The sequence below is a fragment of the Mycobacterium sp. genome (assembly GCF_050701675.1).
GTDB lineage: Bacteria > Actinomycetota > Actinomycetes > Mycobacteriales > Mycobacteriaceae > Mycobacterium.
Map to the genome: position 1 here is coordinate 1 of NZ_JBOGDD010000778.1, position 17,683 is coordinate 17,683.

Genomic DNA, 17,683 nt, shown 5'->3' on the forward strand with positions numbered 1-17,683 from the left:
GGGGTGATGATCCCTACTACGCCGACGGGCTCGCGGTGCATCGTGACACTGACGCCCTCTCGGGTCGACGCCTGACGCTCACCGGTCATGCGTAGCGCCTCACCGCTGAAGAACCGGAAGATCTGAGACGCCCGGACCACTTCGGCACGGGCCTCCGCGCGGGTCTTGCCCTCTTCGCGGGCAAGCAGTTCAGCCAGGCCATCCGCCTCGGCCAGGATTCGGGCCGCCACAGCTTCCAGCAGGTCGGCGCGACTCTGCGGCGAGCTGCGGGCCCACCCTGGCTGGGCGCCCCGCGCCTCGGTGACGGCCTCGTCCACGGTGGCGGCCGTGCCCTGCTGGATGACGGCCACGGTGTCACCGTGATCGGAGGGGTTGACGTCGCTGGTCTGCGTGCCGTCGGTGTCCAGCCAGCAGCCACCCACGAAGCTGGTGTGCTCGTTCACGTCCCGCACAGTAGCATGTTACCTAGGCTCTGCGTTTGCCGTGCGTTACCGTGAACAGATGCCAAACCAGGCTAAGCGCACATCGACCTCCGACGAGGTGTTCCGCAAGCTGCGCAGCGCGATCCAGTCCGGTGAGCTGCAGCAGGGCAGTCTGCACTCGATCTACGAGTTCGCCGAGACCTACCAGGTGTCTCGTACACCGGTGCGCGAGGCGGTATTACGGCTTGCCGACACCGGAATGGTCGTGATCGAACGCAACCGCGGGTTCCGGATTCGCGGTTTGACCGTCGACGACGTTCGCGCCGTGTTCGAGTTCCGCTTGGTGCTGGAGACCACGTCGTCGTCCTACGCCGCGCAACATGCTAGCCCGTCGGCAGTGGAACGCCTGGTGGAAAACCTGATGGAGATGCCCCGCTCCATCGCCGCCGAGGACACCGAGTCCTTTACCCGCCTCGACCGCGAGTTCCACGACGAGATCATCGCGACGATGGACAACTCGCGGGTCCGACGCGAGTTGGCCGGATTGCGCGCGGCTACTCAGGCAATGGGCGTCACCACCATGGACCGGACCTCACGGCTGCGCGAGATCTATTCCGACCACCAACCAATCGTCAAGGCCATCGCCGCGGGCGACTCGCTGGCCGCAGCGCGCGCCATGACCAACCATCTGGTGCACAGCGGGTGCGTCATCATGAGTGAGGTTTCCGTGCGCACCGGTGACCCGATGCCGGTCAACTGGCCCGACTTCCTGCTGCCGTCGCTGCTGAACAATGGCGAACCCGACAGCGAAGTCCTCGTCTAGACCCCTCGCTTGGCGGCATGCTGCGCGGTCGACCACCCGGATGCCGACCAGTGGCATGCTAGTTTCACCGGCAGTGAAGACGCGTTCGCCCGCGGCGCTGCCGTCCTGGTTGTGGCGCCTGCTCATCGCCATGGTGCTCACGCAGGTGGCGGCGTTCCTGGTGCGCCCTGCCCTGACGTACCGCGCACTCGAGCTCGGCGCCAACGACTTGCTCGTCGGGCTGCTGGTGGCGATCTACGCCTTCCTGCCCGCACTATTGGCGGTTCCACTCGGGCGGTATTCGGATCGACGTCGTCCGGCTCCGGTGTTCGGCTTCGGCACCATCCTGCTCGGCGTCGGTTCGGCCGGACTGGCCGTCGCCGAGTCGCTGGCCACGGTCGCCGTCGCCACGGTCGCCCTCGGCCTGGGCGCCATGATGATCATGGTCGGCGCGCAGTCGATCGTCGCCCGGGTCTCCACCGAGGCCGATCTCGACCGCGACTTCGGCTTGACCAGCGCGGCGGCGTCCATCGGGCAGATGCTCGGGCCGCTCGGTACCGGCTGGATGCTGACAGGCAAGGACAACGCGTCGGGCACCGCCCTGGCGTTCGCGGTCGGCGCCGGCCTCTGCGCCGTCGCCCTCGCGTTCACGTTCGCCTACCCCGATCGGCCGGGACCCAGTTCCAGCACCGACGCACCTCCGCGGTGGATGGAAACCGTTGCAATACTGCGAATTCCGAGCGTGCCCGGCGCCATGACCGCCAGCATCGCCCTGCTGGCCACGGTCGATCTGCTGGTCGCCTACCTGCCGCTCATCGGAGAACGAGTCGGAATCAGCCCCGGCGTCGTCGGCATCCTGTTGAGCCTGCGCGCGGCTGCCTCGGTCTCCTCGCGGATCCTGCTCGCGGTGCTCACGAGGCGTTTCAGCCGCACCGGTCTGATCACCACCAGTACTTTCGTGACAGCGCTGCTGGTGCCTGCCATCGCGTTCACGTCGAACCCGTGGCTGCTAGGCGCCCTGCTGGTGGTGCTCGGGTTCTTCCTTGGCCTGGGCCAGCCGCTGACCATGACACTGATCACCACTGCGGTACCCGCCAGGTCGCGTGGCGCCGCGCTCGCCATCCGCATGCTCGGCAACAAGGCCGGACAGGTTGCGGTACCCGCGGCCATCGCCGCTGCAACGGCCGCCGTGGGCGTCGGCGGGGGGTTCGTGCTGCTCGGAGCCGTCCTGGCCGCGGCCACACTCGGGGCCTCGCGGGCGCGCTGATTCGGTTCTTACGGCCACGTGGACTCGTCCCTCCGTGATCTACCTCTCCTATTGACACTCAATGTGAACTGAGTAACATGCTACCGAGTAGCGTGCTACTGCTCGACCCGGAAGCGCGCTAGATCGAAGTCAACGGAGACTCTTCGAAGGAGTGGCAGTGAAGAAACGCAACATCCTCGGCGCCATCGCCCTGACGGCGACACTCGCCCTGACGGCGTGCAACGGCGCCGGCGGCAGGGGCGGAGAGGCCGACGCGGCCAACTACCCGTCCTCGCAGGTCACCATCAACTCGCCGTTCAACCCAGGCGGCGGGATCGACCTCGCGATCAACAGCATCATCCAGGTGCTCGGCGAGACCAAGCTGACCACCGCTCAGATGCGACTGAACAACATGCCTGGCGGCTCGGGAATGGTGGCGACCGGCACCCTGGCGTCGGATTGCACCGGCGCCACCGATCAACTCCTGGTGACCAGCGTCAGCAATCTGTCGGCCAGCCTGCAAGATTCACAGAACGTGGGCCTGTCGAAAATGGTGCCCCTTGCCGGTCTGTTCGCCGAGTACACCTACGCCTACGTTCGCAAGGACTCACCCTTCACCAAGCTCAGCGACGTAGTCGACGCCATCAAGGCCCAACCCGGCAAGGTCAAGATCGGCGGAGCCTCCCTCGGCAGCGCCGACAACATCGTGGTGGCCGATCTCGCCAAACTGGTCGGGGTCCCGTTCTCGCAGCTGGCCTACCTACCGCTCGAAGGCGCCGAGAACCAGACCAACCTGCTGGGTGGTCAGATCGACGTCGCCTTCGGCGGACCCGATCTGCTCAGCCTGGTCGAAAGCGGCGACGCCCGCGTGCTGGCGGTCAGCGCCCCCAAACGACTGACCGCCGATCGGGTCAAGAACGTGCCGACCATGACCGAACTGGGCTACAACGTCACGCAGTCCAACTGGCGCGGCGCCTTCGGTCCCCCGGACATGCCGGACTACGCGGTCAAGTACTGGAACGACACCTTCAAGAAACTCGCCACGACGCCCCAGTGGAAAGCCGTCGCCGACAAGAACACCTGGGAAATCACCGGTTTGGATCAGCAGCAGTTCAAGGATTTCCTCACCACTGAGCAGGGCAACTTGACCACCTCCCTGACCGAGCTCGGCCTCATCCAGAACTAACCCCCGGTAGTTGGCCAGGGGCGGCGGCGCGATCCACCGCGGCGTCGCCCTTAGCACGTCGTGTCTCGATTCGAGCGCAGGAAGTGAGGACCAGGTGCCTCCGGTACAGCCCCACCAGTCCGACAACGCCACGGAGCCAGCCACTGTCGTGGAAACCGCACTGCCACAAGAAGAACCCGATTACGAGCTGCCTCCCTTGGGGCGCCTCGCGAGTTGGGTACGCCATGTCTCCATCATCGTCGTGTTCCCCGGCTTCTCGGTGTTCTACCTATGGCAGGCGATGACAGTTCCGCTGCCCAAGCGCGAACTGCTGGTGTCCCCCCGCGGATTCCCCACCGCGATCGCCGTAGCGATGGTCGCAGTCTCGGTGCTGCTCGCCGCAGCGCAGGTGCTTGCCCTGGTCCGCAAGCACCTCGCCGCCCGCCGGGGCGATGCAGTCACCGAAGCCGAGGACGACGACCGCGAACGCATCACCTGCTGGCGCGACGCCTGGATCACCTTCATCGCGCTGATCGCCTACATCGCGTTGTTCACCCTGCTCGGATTCACCGTTTCGACGCTGCTGTTCCTTGCGGGACTGTCCACCTACCTCAGCCCACGCCGCTGGATTCGAAACGTGATCGTCTCCGCGATCTTCTCGGGCGCAGTCTTCTATCTCTTTGCCTACGTGCTCGGCGTCCAACTGCCGGGCGGACTGCTCTCGGGGGTCTTCTGACGTGGATTCGCTGATGATGCTGTTCGGAGCCTTCGAGACCGTCCTACGCCCGGAGTACCTCCTCTACGCGTTCCTGGGCGCAGCCATCGGCACGGCCGTCGGCGTGCTGCCGGGCCTCGGCCCGGCGGTAACCATGTCGCTTCTGCTCCCCGTGGTCTTCGCCCTCGGCGACCCGCTGGCGGCGATCATCATGTTCTGCGCCATCTTCCTTGGCGCCATGTACGGCGGATCCACGACCTCCATCCTGCTGAGCACGCCCGGGGAATCCTCCTCGGTCGTGAGCGTGATGGACGGCTACCGAATGACACGAGCGGGGCGCGGGGGAGCCGCGCTGCTGACCTCGGCCGTCGGCTCATTCGTCGCTGGCGTGCTGTCCACCTTCGCCCTCACCCTGGTGGCCAAGCCTCTCGTCAAGTTCGCCCTGACCTTCGGGCCCGCCGAATACTTCGCCTTCGCCGTCCTCGCCCTTGCCCTTGCCACCACCAGCATGCTGGGCGGCCGTCCCCTCAAGGCGGCGTTCTCCGCGCTGCTCGGTCTGGCCATCGGCACCGTCGGCATCCACGCCGTCAGCGGCACCAACCGATTCACCTTCGGAATCCTGGCCATCTACAACGGAATCGACTTCGAACTGGTCACCATTGGCCTGTTCGCCATCGTCGAGGTCTTGTTCGTCGTCGGCACCATGCGCCACACCACCACCCCGCACGTCTCCGGCACCATGGGCAAGCTATACATGACGAAGGAGGAATGGCGCCGGTCGGTTCCGTCCTGGCTGCGCGGATCGGTTCTCGGATTCTTCGTCGGCATCCTGCCGGGCGCAGGTGCGACCGTAGCGTCCTACCTGTCCTACGGCGTCGAGCGCAACGTCTCCAAGACACCCGAGAAGTTCGGCCGCGGCAAGGGCATGATCGAGGGGCTGGCGGGCCCGGAGGCGGCCAACAACGCCGCCGCCCAGGGCGCGCTCGTTCCCCTTCTCACCCTGGGCATTCCGCCCACCGCGGCCACGGCGGTGATGCTCGGCGCGTTGCAAGGGTTCGGCGTCACCACCGGCCCACTGATGTTGCGTGACAACGCCAACTTCGTCTGGGCCATCGTCGCCAGCCTGCTGGTGGGCAACGTGCTGCTGCTGCTCCTCAACGTCCCGCTGATCCGGGTGTGGGTGAAACTGCTCAGTGTCCCGACGGGCTTGCTGTCACCGATGATCCTGGTCATCTCCACCGTCGGAGTGTTCAGCCTGTCCCGCAACACCACCGATCTGATCTTGATGGTGATCTTCGGAGCCATCGGCCTGCTGCTGCGGATCTGCGACGTACCGTTGGCGCCCGCGGTGCTCGGACTCGTCCTCGGCCCACTGATGGAAGAGCAGTGGGGCCGCGGCCTCACCACCTCCCGTGGTGACTGGTCGATATTCGTTTCCAGCCCGACCGCCGTCATCATCTTGATCCTGGCCGTCATCGCCTTCACCTTCCCCGCGCTGGTGAAGCTCCTCCACCGCGTCAAGAGCATGGTCGGCGAGAAAGAGGTAGTGCACCAATGACATTGCAGACCGCGCCCCGATCCGGCGCACAGGTGTTGGTCGACCAGCTCGCCCTCAATGGCGTCGAGTCGATCTTCGCGGTCGCCGGCGAGAGCTACCTGGCGGTGACCGATGCCCTCTACGAACACCAGCGCATCCACCTCTACTCCTGCCGCCAGGAGGGCGGCGCCGCCTTCATGGCCGAGGCCACCGGCAAGCTCACCGGCCGTCCGGGCATCTGCCTGGTGACCCGCGGACCGGGCGCAACGAATGCCAGCATCGGCGTACACACCGCATTTCAGGACTCCACCCCGATGATCCTGCTCGTCGGACAGGTCGCCCGTTCAACCATGGGACGCGAGGGTTTTCAAGAGTTGGACTACGTCCAGGTGTTCAGCGGGCTCGCGAAGTGGGCGGTGCAGATCGATGATGCCGCCCGCATCCCCGAGATCGTGCACCGCGCGTTCAGCACCGCGATCTCGGGCAGGCCGGGTCCGGTGGTGATCGCTCTGCCCGAGGACATGCTCCAGGACGTCGTCACGGTGCCCGACGCCAAACCTGCCGAGGCACAACGGGCGCATGCCTCAAACGCCGCGCTGACCCGTTTCGCCGAGCTACTGACCGAGGCTCATCGGCCATTGCTGATCGCGGGGGGCAGCTGCTGGGATCAGGACGCCGCCCACTCCCTGCTGCAGCTCGCCGAACGCTGGCGCATCCCCGCCTTGACGACCTTCCGCCGTCAGGATCTCGTCGACAACCGATCCCCCGCCTTCGGCGGCGCACTCGGGCCCGGCCTGGGCGCGCACCTCGCGGCACGGGTCCGCGACGCCGACCTGATCATCGCCCTGGGCGGTCGGCTCGGTGACATGACCACCGGCGGCTACACGCTGTTCGGCGTACCCGATCCCGGCGTCCGGCTCATCCACGTTCACGCCGACGCCGACGAACTCGGTCGGGTCTACTCCGCGGAGCTGTCGATCAACGCCGTCCCACGTACCCTTCTACCCCGGCTGCTGGAACTCGACGCACCCACCGAACCGCACTGGAGCGAATGGTACGACGACACCCGGCGCAGCTATCTCAAGCTGTCCGAGCCCACCGGGGACTCGGTCGGCCTGGATCTGGCCGCAGTGGTGCGCGCGGTGTCAGACACCGTGCCCGAGAACACCGTGATCACCAACGGCGCAGGCAATTACACCGCATGGCTGCACCGTTACCACCGCTTCGCCCAGCACCCCACCCAGCTCGGCCCCACCAGCGGCGCCATGGGTTACGGCCTGCCAGCGGCCATCGCCGCCGCCGTGCACGACCGCGACCGGCTCGCCATCGCCTACGCCGGTGACGGCTGCATGCTGATGAACGGGCAGGAGCTGGCCACCGTCGCACACTATGCGCTGCCGGTCATCGTGATCGTGGTCAACAATGGTCATCTCGGCACCATCCGGATGCATCAGGAGATGCGCTACCCCGGGCGGGTCATCAACACGGGTCTGACCAATCCGGACTTCGTCGCCTACGCACGATCTTTCGGCCTGTGGGCCGAACGCGTCACCGAAACCGCCCAGTTCGCCGGAGCGTTTCAACGCGCCAGGACCGCGGGCGGTCCCGCGCTGCTCGAACTGATCACCGACCCCGAACAGTCCACGCCCGATCGTCGACTGTCCGCAGTGCGCCAGGCCGCGCAAGGAAGGAACACCCAATGAGATACGCCCGCATCGCGGTGGACGGAGCGTCCCGCTGGGGCGTCGTGTCCGGCGACACCGTCCAGCTCATCGACGGAACGCCCTACGACGGCGGTCAGCCCGGCCACACCCGGCTCGCGCTGGCCGACGTCCGGCTGCTGGCACCGGTCACACCGTCGAAGATCTTCTGCCTTGGCAAGAACTACCACGCCCACCGCGTCGAGATGGGCTTCGCGCACGACGGCGCCCCATCTGTGTTCATGAAGGGATCCACGACCGTCATCGGGCCTGGTGATGACATCGTGCTACCGCCGCTGAGCCTGAGCACCCACGTCGAGCACGAGGCCGAACTGGCCGTCGTCATCGGCAAATCGGCGCGGTTCGTCAGCGCTGCCGACGCACTCGACTACGTCCTGGGCTACACCTGCGCCAACGACGTCAGCGCGCGTGACCTCCAGCGCGGGGATCCCCACCCCACCCGCGGCAAGGGATTCGACACCTTCTGCCCAGTCGGACCGTGGATCGAGACCGATCTCGACCCAATCGGTGGAGTTGCTTTGCGCTGCAGCGTAAACGGCTCGCTGCGGCAGGACGGGTCGACGGCGGACATGACCTACGGAATCCCGTACCTGATCGAGTATCTGTCCGGCTTCGCCACGCTCCTCCCCGGCGATCTGGTCATCACCGGTTCACCGGGAGGGACCGGAGCGCTGCTACCCGGCGACCATGTCACCGTCGAAATCGACGGCATCGGCAGCCTCACCAACGGCGTCGTCGGCGCTGACCGCCCCTGATCTTCACCCACCACAGCTCGACAACCGAAGGGAGGGCAGAGATGCCCACTGTGTCCGAATCAGAACTGCGCGAGAAGCTCGTTCGCATCTACACCGCCAAGGGTGCGCCACCCCAGGAAGCCGACATCGTCGCCCGCCACCAGGTGGACGCCGACCTGGTTGGCCACGAGTCACACGGTGCCATGCGCACCCGCAAATACGTCGAGCTCATCGACAAGGGGCACATCGTCCCTGGCGCACCCTACGAGGTCGAAAAGTCCGGGCCCACCTCCACCGTGGTCAACGGTAACTGGGGCTTCGGGTTCGTCGTCACCGAACGCGCCATGGCCGAAACCATCGCCAAGGCCAAGGAATCCGGTGTCGCGATGGCGGCAGTGCACCACCAGGGCCACGTCGGCCGGTTGGGCGCATACGCCGCGATGGCGGCCGAACAGGGAATGATCGCAATGATCATGGCCGACTCCGGCCTTGGCCCGAAGTTCGTCACTCCGTTCGGTGGCCGGGAATCCCGTCTGGGCACCAACCCGATCTGCTTCGCCGCGCCGGCAGGCCCGCAGGGCCCGGTGATCCTCGACATGGCGACCTCGGCGGTCGCTGCCGGCAAGATCCACGTGGCCCGCGACCGTGGCGTCGAGATCCCCAAGGGCTGGATCCTCGACAAGGACGGCAAATCGAGCACCAACCCGTTGGACTACTACGACGGCGGCACCATCCTGCCGGTAGGCGGCGATCAGGGCCACAAGGGTTACGGTCTGTCGTTCATCGTCGAGATGTTCTGCGGACTGCTCACCGGACTGGGATTTGGCATCGACCCGCTCGGTCGGCACAACGACGGCATCTTCATCTCGGTGTTCGACATCGAGCGCCTTCAGGACCGGGGCCGGTTCGAAGCCATGATGGGCGACTTCATCGCCTACCTGAAGGACACCCCGCTGGCCGATGGGTTCGACGAGATCCTGTTCCCCGGTGAAATCGAGATGCGGATGGGCGCCGAGCGCCGCAAGGCGGGGATCGCGATCACCGACAACACGTGGGCCGACCTGCTGGCGCTGACCGAGGAGGTCGTCACCGCACATGCCTGAGCGCCCAGTGGTCTTCGTCACCAAGCCGATCGACGAGCACTCTCTGACGATGCTCGCCGAGCACGCCGAGGTCGTGCGCGGATACGGGCCGGGCGCGCAGGCATTGTCCGACCACCAAGGACGCGTCGACGTGCTGCTCGTCCGCTCCGACACGCTCGATGCGTCGGTGTTCGCCAACGCCTCCCGGTTGCGCTTCGTGCAGCGCGTCGGGATCGGGGTCGACGGCATCGATCTCGCGGCTGCCGCGGCTGCGGGCGTGCCGGTCTACAACACGGCCGGTGGCAACGTGCACACCGTTGCCGAGATGACCATCGCGCTGGCCCTCGCCGTGGCGCGGCAGCTTCCCCGCTGGGACGCCACCGTGCGCGCGGGCGGGTTTGCCAGCCGCAATCAGGATCCCGGCACGCAACTGTACGGAAAGCGCTGGGGCATCGTCGGTCTCGGCACCATCGGTCGAGAAGTCGCCCGCATCGCCCACCTCGGACTCGGTATGACGGTTGCCGCCTACCATCCCTCCCGCGACGCGCAGTGGATCATCGACGGGGGCGCCGTGCCGACCCCCCGGCTGCTGGATCTGATGGCAGAATGCGACGTCATCAGTCTGCACGTCCCGCGCACCGAGGGGAGTCAAGGGATGATCGGCCGCGACGAACTCGCTGCGATGCGCAAAGATGCCATCCTGGTGAATGTTTCGCGCGGCGGAGTAGTCGACGAGCACGCGCTGTTCGAGGCGCTGGACAACGAACGAATTGGCGGCGCGGCGGTCGACGTCTTCGACGACGAACCGCCTCCAGGCGACCATCCGTTCTTCGCACTGTCCAACGTCGTGCTTTCACCGCACCGCGGCGGCCGCACACGGGAGGCCACCGAAGCCATAGGAGAACAGGCGGTGCGACGGGTACTCGAACTGCTGGCCAACCCTTCGCACGACGGCGCGGTGAACGAGTACCTGTTGTCACGTGCGGGATGACGCGTCGACCGACAGCGATCCCGCCGAGGTCGGCGACGCGGCCACCCGCCTGCGCGGCGTGCTCCGCGGCGAGGTCGACGTCGACGTGCGGCGGCGCGCGGAGTACTCGTCGGATGCCTCCAACTATCGGATCGTCCCCGCAGCCGTGCTGTTCCCCGCCGATACCGACGACGTGGTGCAGATCGTCGGGGAGGCGCGGCGAGTCGGTATCCCGCTGACCGCACGCGGCGGGGGAACGTCCGTCGCGGGCAACGCGATCGGGCCGGGCTGGGTGCTCGACTTCAGCCGGCACCTGAACGCGGTTCTCGACGTCGACCCCGACAGCCGAACCGCCCGCGTACAGCCGGGTACCGTACTGACGACCCTGCAGCGCGCGGCGGCGCCCTCGCGATTGCGGTTCGGACCCGATCCGTCGACGCAGGCCCGCGCCACCCTCGGCGGGATGATCGGCAACGACGCCTGTGGCCCCCGTGCCGTCAGCTGGGGCCGGACCAGTGACAACGTCTGCGCCCTCAGGATGGTCGACGGCACCGGGCGACTGGTCGAGGTATCCGAAGGTTTCGCCGACTATCCCGGGTTGGAGGACTTCACCCTCGGCCACCTCGAACTGATCCGCACCGAGTTCGGCCGCTTCGGCAGGCAGGTGTCGGGGTACGCACTGCAACGTCTGCTCCCAGAGTCGGGACGGGCGCTTGCCCAAGCACTTTCGGGCACCGAGGGCAGTTGTGGCCTCGTCGTCGAGGCCACGGTGAAGCTGGTTCGGATCCCGGCGGTCACCATGTTGACCGTCTTGGGCTATCCGGACATGCCGTCGGCGGCCGACGACGTCACCGCGCTGCTCCCGCTGCGCCCGCTGGCCATCGAGAGTATGGATTCCTACCTTGTCGACGTCGTGCGCAGGCACGCCGGCGGCCGGCCCGTGCCCGCGCTGCCCAGCGGCGGGGCCTGGCTCTTCGTCGAAACCAGCGGTGAGACCGTAGCCGAGGCGCTCGCCAGTGCCGAGGACGTCGTGAAAGTGACTGCCGCACTGGGTAGCCGGATTGTTACCACATTGGATGAGACGCGCTCGCTGTGGCGGATCCGCGAAGACGGCGTCGGACTGGCGGGCCGCACGCCGGACAATCAACCGGCATGGCCCGGCTGGGAGGACGCGGCCGTCCCACCGGCCGTGCTGGGCGACTACCTGCGCGACTTCGAACGCCTCAAGGTCCAGCACGGTGTGCAGGGGCTGTCCTATGGCCACGTCGGCGACGGCTGCATCCACACCCGGCTCGATCTTCCGATAGCTGACGCGCCCAAGCGTTTTCGGACCTTTCTCGAGGATGCCGCCGACCTGGTCGCCGGCTACGGTGGCTCCCTGTCCGGTGAGCACGGAGACGGCCGCGCCCGCGGGGAACTGCTGTCACGCATGTACTCCCCCGCGGCGCTTCGTGCGTTCGACGAGTTCAAGGATTTCTTCGACCCGGATCGGGTGCACAACCCTGGCATCATCGTCGACCCCGCCGCACTTGATGACGATCTGCGCCTCACCCAGGCACGGCCCGTGCCGGCCATCGGGTTCGCCCTGCACGCGGACGGGGGCGACCTGTCCAAGGCCGTGCACCGCTGCGTCGGCGTGGGCAAGTGCCGCGCGGACAACGCCGCCGCGGGCGGATTCATGTGTCCGTCCTTCCACGCCACCCGCGACGAGAAGGACTCGACCCGAGGTCGGGCCAGGGTGCTGCAGGAAATGGTGAACGGCTCGCTCATCCGCGACGGATGGCAGTCACCTGAGGCCGCCGAATCACTGGACCTGTGCCTGTCGTGCAAGGCATGCGCCTCGGACTGTCCGGCCGGAGTGGACATGGCCACCTACAAGTCCGAATTCCTCTACCGCCGCTACCGGGGCAAGCGCCGACCGATGAGCCACTACACCCTGGGCTGGCTGCCCGTCTGGCTGCGGCTGACCGCCCTGGTGCCGTGGCCGGTGAACCTGGTCGCCCGACGGTGGCCCAGGGTCGTGCATCTCGGTCTACGCATGGCAGGCGCCGATCCTCGTCGGGAGGTGCCAGAACTGCCCGCACGCACCTTCCGGCGCCAGTTCCGTTCCGGCAGGCCAGGGTGGCAGACGAATCGTCCACGTGTGGTCCTCTGGGTGGACAGCTTCACCAACGGATTGGCCCCCGAGATCGCACGGGCCGCCGTCACCGTGCTCGAACATGCCGGATACTCCGTTGTTCTCACCCGCCGTCAGCAGTGCTGCGGTTTGACCTGGATCACCACCGGCCAGCTCGATGTCGCTCGTCGACTGCTCCGGAAGAGCCTGGACGCACTCGAACCCTTCTTGCAGGACCCCAACATTGCGATCGTCGGACTGGAACCGTCCTGCACCGCCGTGCTCCGGTGCGACGTGGCTGAACTGCTGCCGGACGATCCGCGCGCAACCGAGCTGACCCGCCGCGTCCACACCGTGGCCGAATTCCTCGGTTCGAAGACCATCCGGCACCCAAATCGTTGGCAGACACCAAGACTCGACGGTATCGAGGTCCTGGCCCAGCCGCACTGCCACCAGCACGCCGTCATGGGGTGGGAAGCCGACCGGGCCCTGCTCGTCCAAGCAGGAGCGACGGTCACGTCGATCGCCGGATGCTGCGGCCTGGCCGGCAACTTCGGGATGGAGAAGGGGCACTACGACGTTTCCGTAGCCGTCGCCGAGAACGGTCTCTTGCCCGCTCTGCGGAACGGTGCCAATGCCGTGTTCCTCGCCGACGGCTTCTCCTGCCGCACCCAGGCGATACATCTATCAGGCCGCACGGGCCGGCATCTGGTCGAATTGCTGGCTGATCGGCTTCGTTTATAGCAACGCCTATCAGGCGCAGTCACACGGGTTGCGGGCGAGGTTCCCCGGACACTCCGACCCTTCCACCGCCGACAACGCTGGCGCCACGTTTTTCGGGAGGTCGCGACGCTGGCGTCGTAAACCATCACCAGTTGCGTTGACCAAGAGTCGGTGTGAGTGCCCGCGCTCGCGAATCGGATGATCGGAGAAGTCGGCGCGCCATGCGCGGCTCGCATTCCGGATGCCAGGGTGTCAACGACGGGCATGACGGAGGCGGTGAGCGATGCGTGGCGCGCCGACGTCTCGCGGCGGCTCGTGAACCGTTAGTTCATGTTCCAGGGCTCGCCGTAGGTGGTGACGCTGTCACCCGTCGAGGCGATGAGCCGTGCGAACAGACGCAGCAGCACACCACCGGCGGCACCGGTGACCGTTCCGTGAGCGTTCGACACCGCGACGCCGCCGGAAGCACCCTTGACGTCGACCGAGAAGGTCGCGACTTCCTGGATGCCGGGGCCGTTGCCCAGGTCGGCACTGATCGACACTCCCGGGAACAGGTTCGGGGTGATGACCGAGCCCAGCGGGTTGAAGCCAGCGCTCAACGGGTTGATGTTGACGTCGTCGAGCAGGATGTTCGGGGTGGTGTAGCTGAAGTTGATGCCCACGCCCAGCGACCACGGGAAGCCGATCTGGTAGCCCAGCTCCAGGGTGCCCTCGAACTCGTCGGCACCGGGGCCGGCGACGATGAACTTGGCCCGACCCGAGTGGAACCACTCACGGGTCAGCCGGTTGCGGTCAAGTGGGAACACACCGTTGAGGAAGGTGTCCCACTGCTGGACCGTCAGGGTCCGGTCTTGGCCATCGACCAGGCTCAGCTCGTTGTCCAAACCTGCGTGTGAGGTGCCTGTGCTCGCGAACAGAGCCGCGACGGTCGCGATCAACGCGACCAGCACCCGACTGATTGCCTTCATGATCTCCCTAGCTTGTCGTCGACAGACAGTTAAGCCCGTCGTTTCCTGTGAGTGCCCGGCTCTACCGCTAAACCTGACACCTCGCAAGCCCTCGATGTGAGGGAAATTAGAAACCCCACATGTTGTTCTTACGTAACGCTCATCGTTGACGACAGAAACATAACGGTGCGCAAACCGGCGGGCAACGCGTAGGTATCTACGCGGCGCGGCGCGTTATCGATGAGAGAGAGTTTGCCCCGGCATGGCAGGGCACACACCGCCGCGTCCGCCGCCCTTCCGCGGGCGCGCCGCCTCTGGTACGACGACCCATCACAGGGGCGTACTTGAGTCCGGTTCGGCCACTGGACGTTTCCGCCCCGGGGGTACGAAGCGACAGGTCAACCGTGGTGCGGTGGGACGTTGTCGCGCAGCCAACGATCGCGTTCGGCGTCGCCGTCGGACGGGCGCTCGTCCCACTCGTCCTTGGTGGTTTCGGGAAGAGAATCGCCGAAAATCTTGTTAACTGACGCACGCTTTGAGTCTGCTGGCTCGGTCACAGCAGCCCTCCATTGTGACGAAGATCACACTGACGGCCGGTTTGCAGTTCACGTGGCATTAACGCAATCGGGCAACGTACAGGCGGAACTGACGGCACCGAAAATTCCCACGCTGAGCGTGGATTCCGACGGGCCGTGACTGCCGAAGTCGGCAAGAGGCTAAATCTCGAGGCTGGACAGCTGGTCGATGATCTGCACCGCCAGCGGGCCGAGCGTGGCCATACCGTCGCGCACGGCGGCCCGGGATCCCGCGATGTTGACGACCAGGGTGCTCCCGGAAATTCCCGCCAACCCACGGGACACCCCCGCCTCGACGATGCCCGCCGACAGGCCGGATGCCCGAAGGGCCTCGGCGATGCCGAGCAGCTCGCGGTCCAGGATGGTTCTGGTGGCCTCCGGGGTGACGTCGCGTGGCGTCACACCAGTGCCACCCACCGAGATCACCAGGTCCACGCCGCCGATCACGGCGGTGTTCAGGGCGTTGCGAATCTCGATCTCGTCTGCCGAGACGGCTACGACGCCGTCGACCACGAACCCCGCCTCGCCGAGCAGTTCAGTGACCACCGGTCCGCTGTGGTCCTCTTCGTCCCCATGCGCCGTCCTGTCATCGACGACGACGACGAGTGCGCGGCCCAACAACTCACCTGGCTGTTCCATGAACGCAACCGTATATCCCGCCGCCGACGCGGGTTCGGCCATCCTGAGCACGGGGCGTCCCGGCGCCACCGTCACTGGTCGGCCTTCCCGAGGGTGACGTCCACGGTCTGCGGTTTCCCGGACGGGTCCAGGTAGGTCAGCGTGACCTTGTCACCTGGCGCCCTGGACCTGACTGCCGCGACGAGGGCGTCGGCACTGCTGATCACCCTGTCGTCGACCTTGGTGACGACGACACCGCTCGGCAGACCGGCGACCGCGGCGGCTCCGCCGCCGGTGACGTCGACGATCTTGGCGCCGTCGACGCTCGCGTCGTTGCCGACCTGAACGCCGAGGGAGGCGTGCGAGGCGGTGCCGTTCTGGATCAGTTCGTCGGCGATGCGCTTGGCCTGGTCGACGGGAATGGCGAAACCGAGGCCGATCGAGCCGCTCTGCGACTGCCCCGAGTCGCCGCCAAGGGTGGCGATGGCCGAGTTGACGCCGACCAGTTCGCCGTTCATGTTGACCAGCGCGCCACCGGAGTTACCCGGGTTGATCGCGGCGTCGGTCTGAATCGCGTCCAGCACGGTGTTCTGGTTCTGGGCGTCACCGCCCGCGGCGACCGGCCTGTTCAGCGCGCTGACGATGCCCGTGGTGACGGTGCCCTCGAGACCGAGCGGCGAGCCGATGGCGACGACGTCCTGCCCGACGCGCAGGTTGCCCGACGATCCGACCGTGATGGGCGTCAGGCCGGTGGCTCCCACGGCCTGGACGACGGCGATGTCACTGCTGGGATCGGTGCCGAGCACCTTGAAGGACGTGGTGGCTCCGTTGGCGAAGGTCACCTTGGTCTGCAACCCGCCGCCCGGTGCGCCCGGTGCGCCCGGTGCGCCTGGGCCGCCTGGTCCGTCGCCGCCGCCGGCCACCACGTGGTTGTTCGTGAGGATGAGACCGTCGGTGGTCAGGATGATGCCGGAGCCCTCTTCGGACTGCCTGCCCAAGTCGGTTTCGAGCTTGACCACGCTCGGGACCACCTTGGCGGCGACCTGCTCGACCGAGCCGGCCGGCAGGCTTGCGGCGGGCACGCCGGGCACGGGACCCGCGACGGAGGAACTCAGTGCGGGCCGATCCGGCCGCACCAGCGTCGCGACGCCGCCGCCGATGCCTGCCGAGACGACGGCGATGGTCAATGCGCCGACCGTCAATCGACCTGCCCTGGAACGCTTCTGGGGAGCAGCGGGCGGAATGTGCATCATCCGCGTCGGATCGACGGGCCGATACGGGTCAGCCGGGCCGCGGTAGGGCTGCTGCTGCGTGGCGTAGCGCCAGTCGTAGGACTGCTGCGGATACCCGCCAGGGCGCTGTTGGCCGGGGTAGCCCGGCGCCGCAGCCTCGTGCATGCCAGGCCGATGCTGCCCGTGCGGCGGCGGCGGGGAGTACCTCGGATGGTTGGTCATTTCGGCTGGCTGCTCTTCTTTCGAGTAGTTTGCGTCGGCGATCTTTAATGACTAACGAAAGGCGTGCCCCGAACAGTGCCCCCCTGGGCTGAGAATCCACTTAGAGAACGTTCGGGACTTACCCAGACTTCTCGCCGACCCTCCCCCAGATCACCCATTCTCGGCGTTGCCGGGCACCCCGTCCACTGCGCCGCTCTCGCGTGTCGCAGCGCTTCGGCCGGAGGGTTCGAAGATCGGGCGGCCGGGCAGCACCAGGTGGACCGACGCCCCCGGTGGGTCACCGCCCGGCACCGTGTCGTCGATCCGAAGTGTCCCACCGTGTTTCACGACGACCTGGTTGACGATGGCCAGACCTAGACCAGAGCCGGACATCGCCCTTGCCGAGGTCGACCGGTAAAACCGTTCGAACACCAGCTGCCGCTCCGCAGCGGGAATGCCAGGGCCGTGGTCGGACACCACCAGCTCGGCGTACATCGGGTCGATCTGTGCCAGCGTCACCTCGACCCGGCCACCGGTGGGACTCCACTTGGCGGCGTTGTCGAGGAGGTTGAGCACCGCTCTGGACAATCCCGCCTCGTCGCCGGACACCTGCCAGCCGGTGGTCGACACGCTGAATTCGATGTCGTTGCGGCGCCTGCGGACACGCTCCAGGCTCCGGTCGACGACGTCGGACAGGTCGACGGGCTCGTGGATCGTGACGCCCGCGTCGTCCCTGGTCAGGTCCACCAAATCGCCCACCAGCGTGGAGAGCTCTTCGATCTGGGCGATCACGTCGGAGCGCAGCCCCGCCATTTCCTCCTCGGGGATCTTCGGCGCACCGGGAGCCATGGACGCCATCAGGAGCTCGACGTTGGTG

At 66.8% G+C, this 17,683-nt stretch carries 16 protein-coding genes; 10 read left to right on the forward strand and 6 right to left on the reverse strand.

Translation table 11 applies throughout. The features are described from left to right. A partial coding sequence (locus tag ACRDUX_RS23840; RefSeq protein ID WP_526417148.1) for an aldehyde dehydrogenase family protein occupies positions 1-443 on the reverse strand: 443 nt, incomplete at its 3' end. Positions 444-501: 58 nt separating this feature from the next. Between ACRDUX_RS23840 and ACRDUX_RS23845 the strand changes: the two genes are divergently transcribed. The 10 genes from ACRDUX_RS23845 (at position 502) to ACRDUX_RS23890 (ending at position 13,254) form a co-directional block, all read left to right on the forward strand. Further along, the gene (locus tag ACRDUX_RS23845) at positions 502-1,245 is read left to right on the forward strand and encodes a GntR family transcriptional regulator (protein ID WP_526417150.1); all 744 of its coding nucleotides are present in this window, start codon (positions 502-504) and stop codon (positions 1,243-1,245) included. Positions 1,246-1,318: 73 nt separating this feature from the next. Then, complete coding sequence (locus ACRDUX_RS23850; RefSeq protein WP_526417152.1) at positions 1,319-2,491, forward strand: MFS transporter; 1,173 nt, start codon at positions 1,319-1,321, stop codon at positions 2,489-2,491. Positions 2,492-2,648: 157 nt separating this feature from the next. Next, positions 2,649-3,656: a tripartite tricarboxylate transporter substrate binding protein gene (locus ACRDUX_RS23855; RefSeq protein ID WP_526417153.1), complete on the forward strand. Its 1,008-nt coding sequence runs from the start codon at positions 2,649-2,651 to the stop codon at positions 3,654-3,656. A 148-nt stretch (positions 3,657-3,804) separates the two neighbouring features. Then, entirely contained in the window at positions 3,805-4,371 is a 567-nt protein-coding gene (locus ACRDUX_RS23860; RefSeq protein WP_526417155.1) for a tripartite tricarboxylate transporter TctB family protein, read from the forward strand. A 13-nt stretch (positions 4,372-4,384) separates the two neighbouring features. Beyond that, positions 4,385-5,908, forward strand: a complete 1,524-nt coding sequence (locus tag ACRDUX_RS23865) for a tripartite tricarboxylate transporter permease (RefSeq protein WP_526417157.1) — start codon at positions 4,385-4,387, stop codon at positions 5,906-5,908. Further along, positions 5,905-7,590: a thiamine pyrophosphate-binding protein gene (locus ACRDUX_RS23870; protein ID WP_526417159.1), complete on the forward strand. Its 1,686-nt coding sequence runs from the start codon at positions 5,905-5,907 to the stop codon at positions 7,588-7,590. The genes ACRDUX_RS23865 and ACRDUX_RS23870 overlap by 4 nt, the downstream gene beginning before the upstream one ends. Continuing rightward, positions 7,587-8,363: a fumarylacetoacetate hydrolase family protein gene (locus ACRDUX_RS23875; RefSeq protein ID WP_526417161.1), complete on the forward strand. Its 777-nt coding sequence runs from the start codon at positions 7,587-7,589 to the stop codon at positions 8,361-8,363. The genes ACRDUX_RS23870 and ACRDUX_RS23875 overlap by 4 nt, the downstream gene beginning before the upstream one ends. Before the next feature lie 41 nt (positions 8,364-8,404). Continuing rightward, a complete protein-coding gene (locus ACRDUX_RS23880) occupies positions 8,405-9,445 on the forward strand; it encodes an Ldh family oxidoreductase (protein WP_526417163.1) in 1,041 nt (346 codons plus the stop codon). Then, positions 9,438-10,415 (forward strand): hydroxyacid dehydrogenase, encoded by a 978-nt coding sequence (locus ACRDUX_RS23885; protein ID WP_526417165.1) that lies wholly within the window; start codon positions 9,438-9,440, stop codon positions 10,413-10,415. The genes ACRDUX_RS23880 and ACRDUX_RS23885 overlap by 8 nt, the downstream gene beginning before the upstream one ends. Further along, a complete protein-coding gene (locus tag ACRDUX_RS23890; protein WP_526417167.1) occupies positions 10,405-13,254 on the forward strand; it encodes an FAD-binding and (Fe-S)-binding domain-containing protein in 2,850 nt (949 codons plus the stop codon). The genes ACRDUX_RS23885 and ACRDUX_RS23890 overlap by 11 nt, the downstream gene beginning before the upstream one ends. 302 nt (positions 13,255-13,556) lie before the next feature. On the opposite strand, the gene mspA is transcribed toward ACRDUX_RS23890, so the two are convergent. The 5 genes from mspA to ACRDUX_RS23915 all read right to left on the reverse strand — a co-directional run. Then, the gene (mspA, locus tag ACRDUX_RS23895) at positions 13,557-14,201 is read right to left on the reverse strand and encodes a porin MspA (RefSeq protein WP_526417169.1); all 645 of its coding nucleotides are present in this window, start codon (positions 14,199-14,201) and stop codon (positions 13,557-13,559) included. Between the two features lie 377 nt (positions 14,202-14,578). Continuing rightward, the gene (locus ACRDUX_RS23900; protein ID WP_526417171.1) at positions 14,579-14,737 is read right to left on the reverse strand and encodes a hypothetical protein; all 159 of its coding nucleotides are present in this window, start codon (positions 14,735-14,737) and stop codon (positions 14,579-14,581) included. A 159-nt stretch (positions 14,738-14,896) separates the two neighbouring features. Next, entirely contained in the window at positions 14,897-15,436 is a 540-nt protein-coding gene (locus ACRDUX_RS23905) for a MogA/MoaB family molybdenum cofactor biosynthesis protein (protein ID WP_526417177.1), read from the reverse strand. Between the two features lie 29 nt (positions 15,437-15,465). Continuing rightward, positions 15,466-16,827: a S1C family serine protease gene (locus tag ACRDUX_RS23910; protein ID WP_526417173.1), complete on the reverse strand. Its 1,362-nt coding sequence runs from the start codon at positions 16,825-16,827 to the stop codon at positions 15,466-15,468. Positions 16,828-16,977: 150 nt separating this feature from the next. After that, the coding region (locus tag ACRDUX_RS23915) for a sensor histidine kinase (RefSeq protein ID WP_526417175.1) at positions 16,978-17,683 on the reverse strand (706 nt) is incomplete at its 5' end.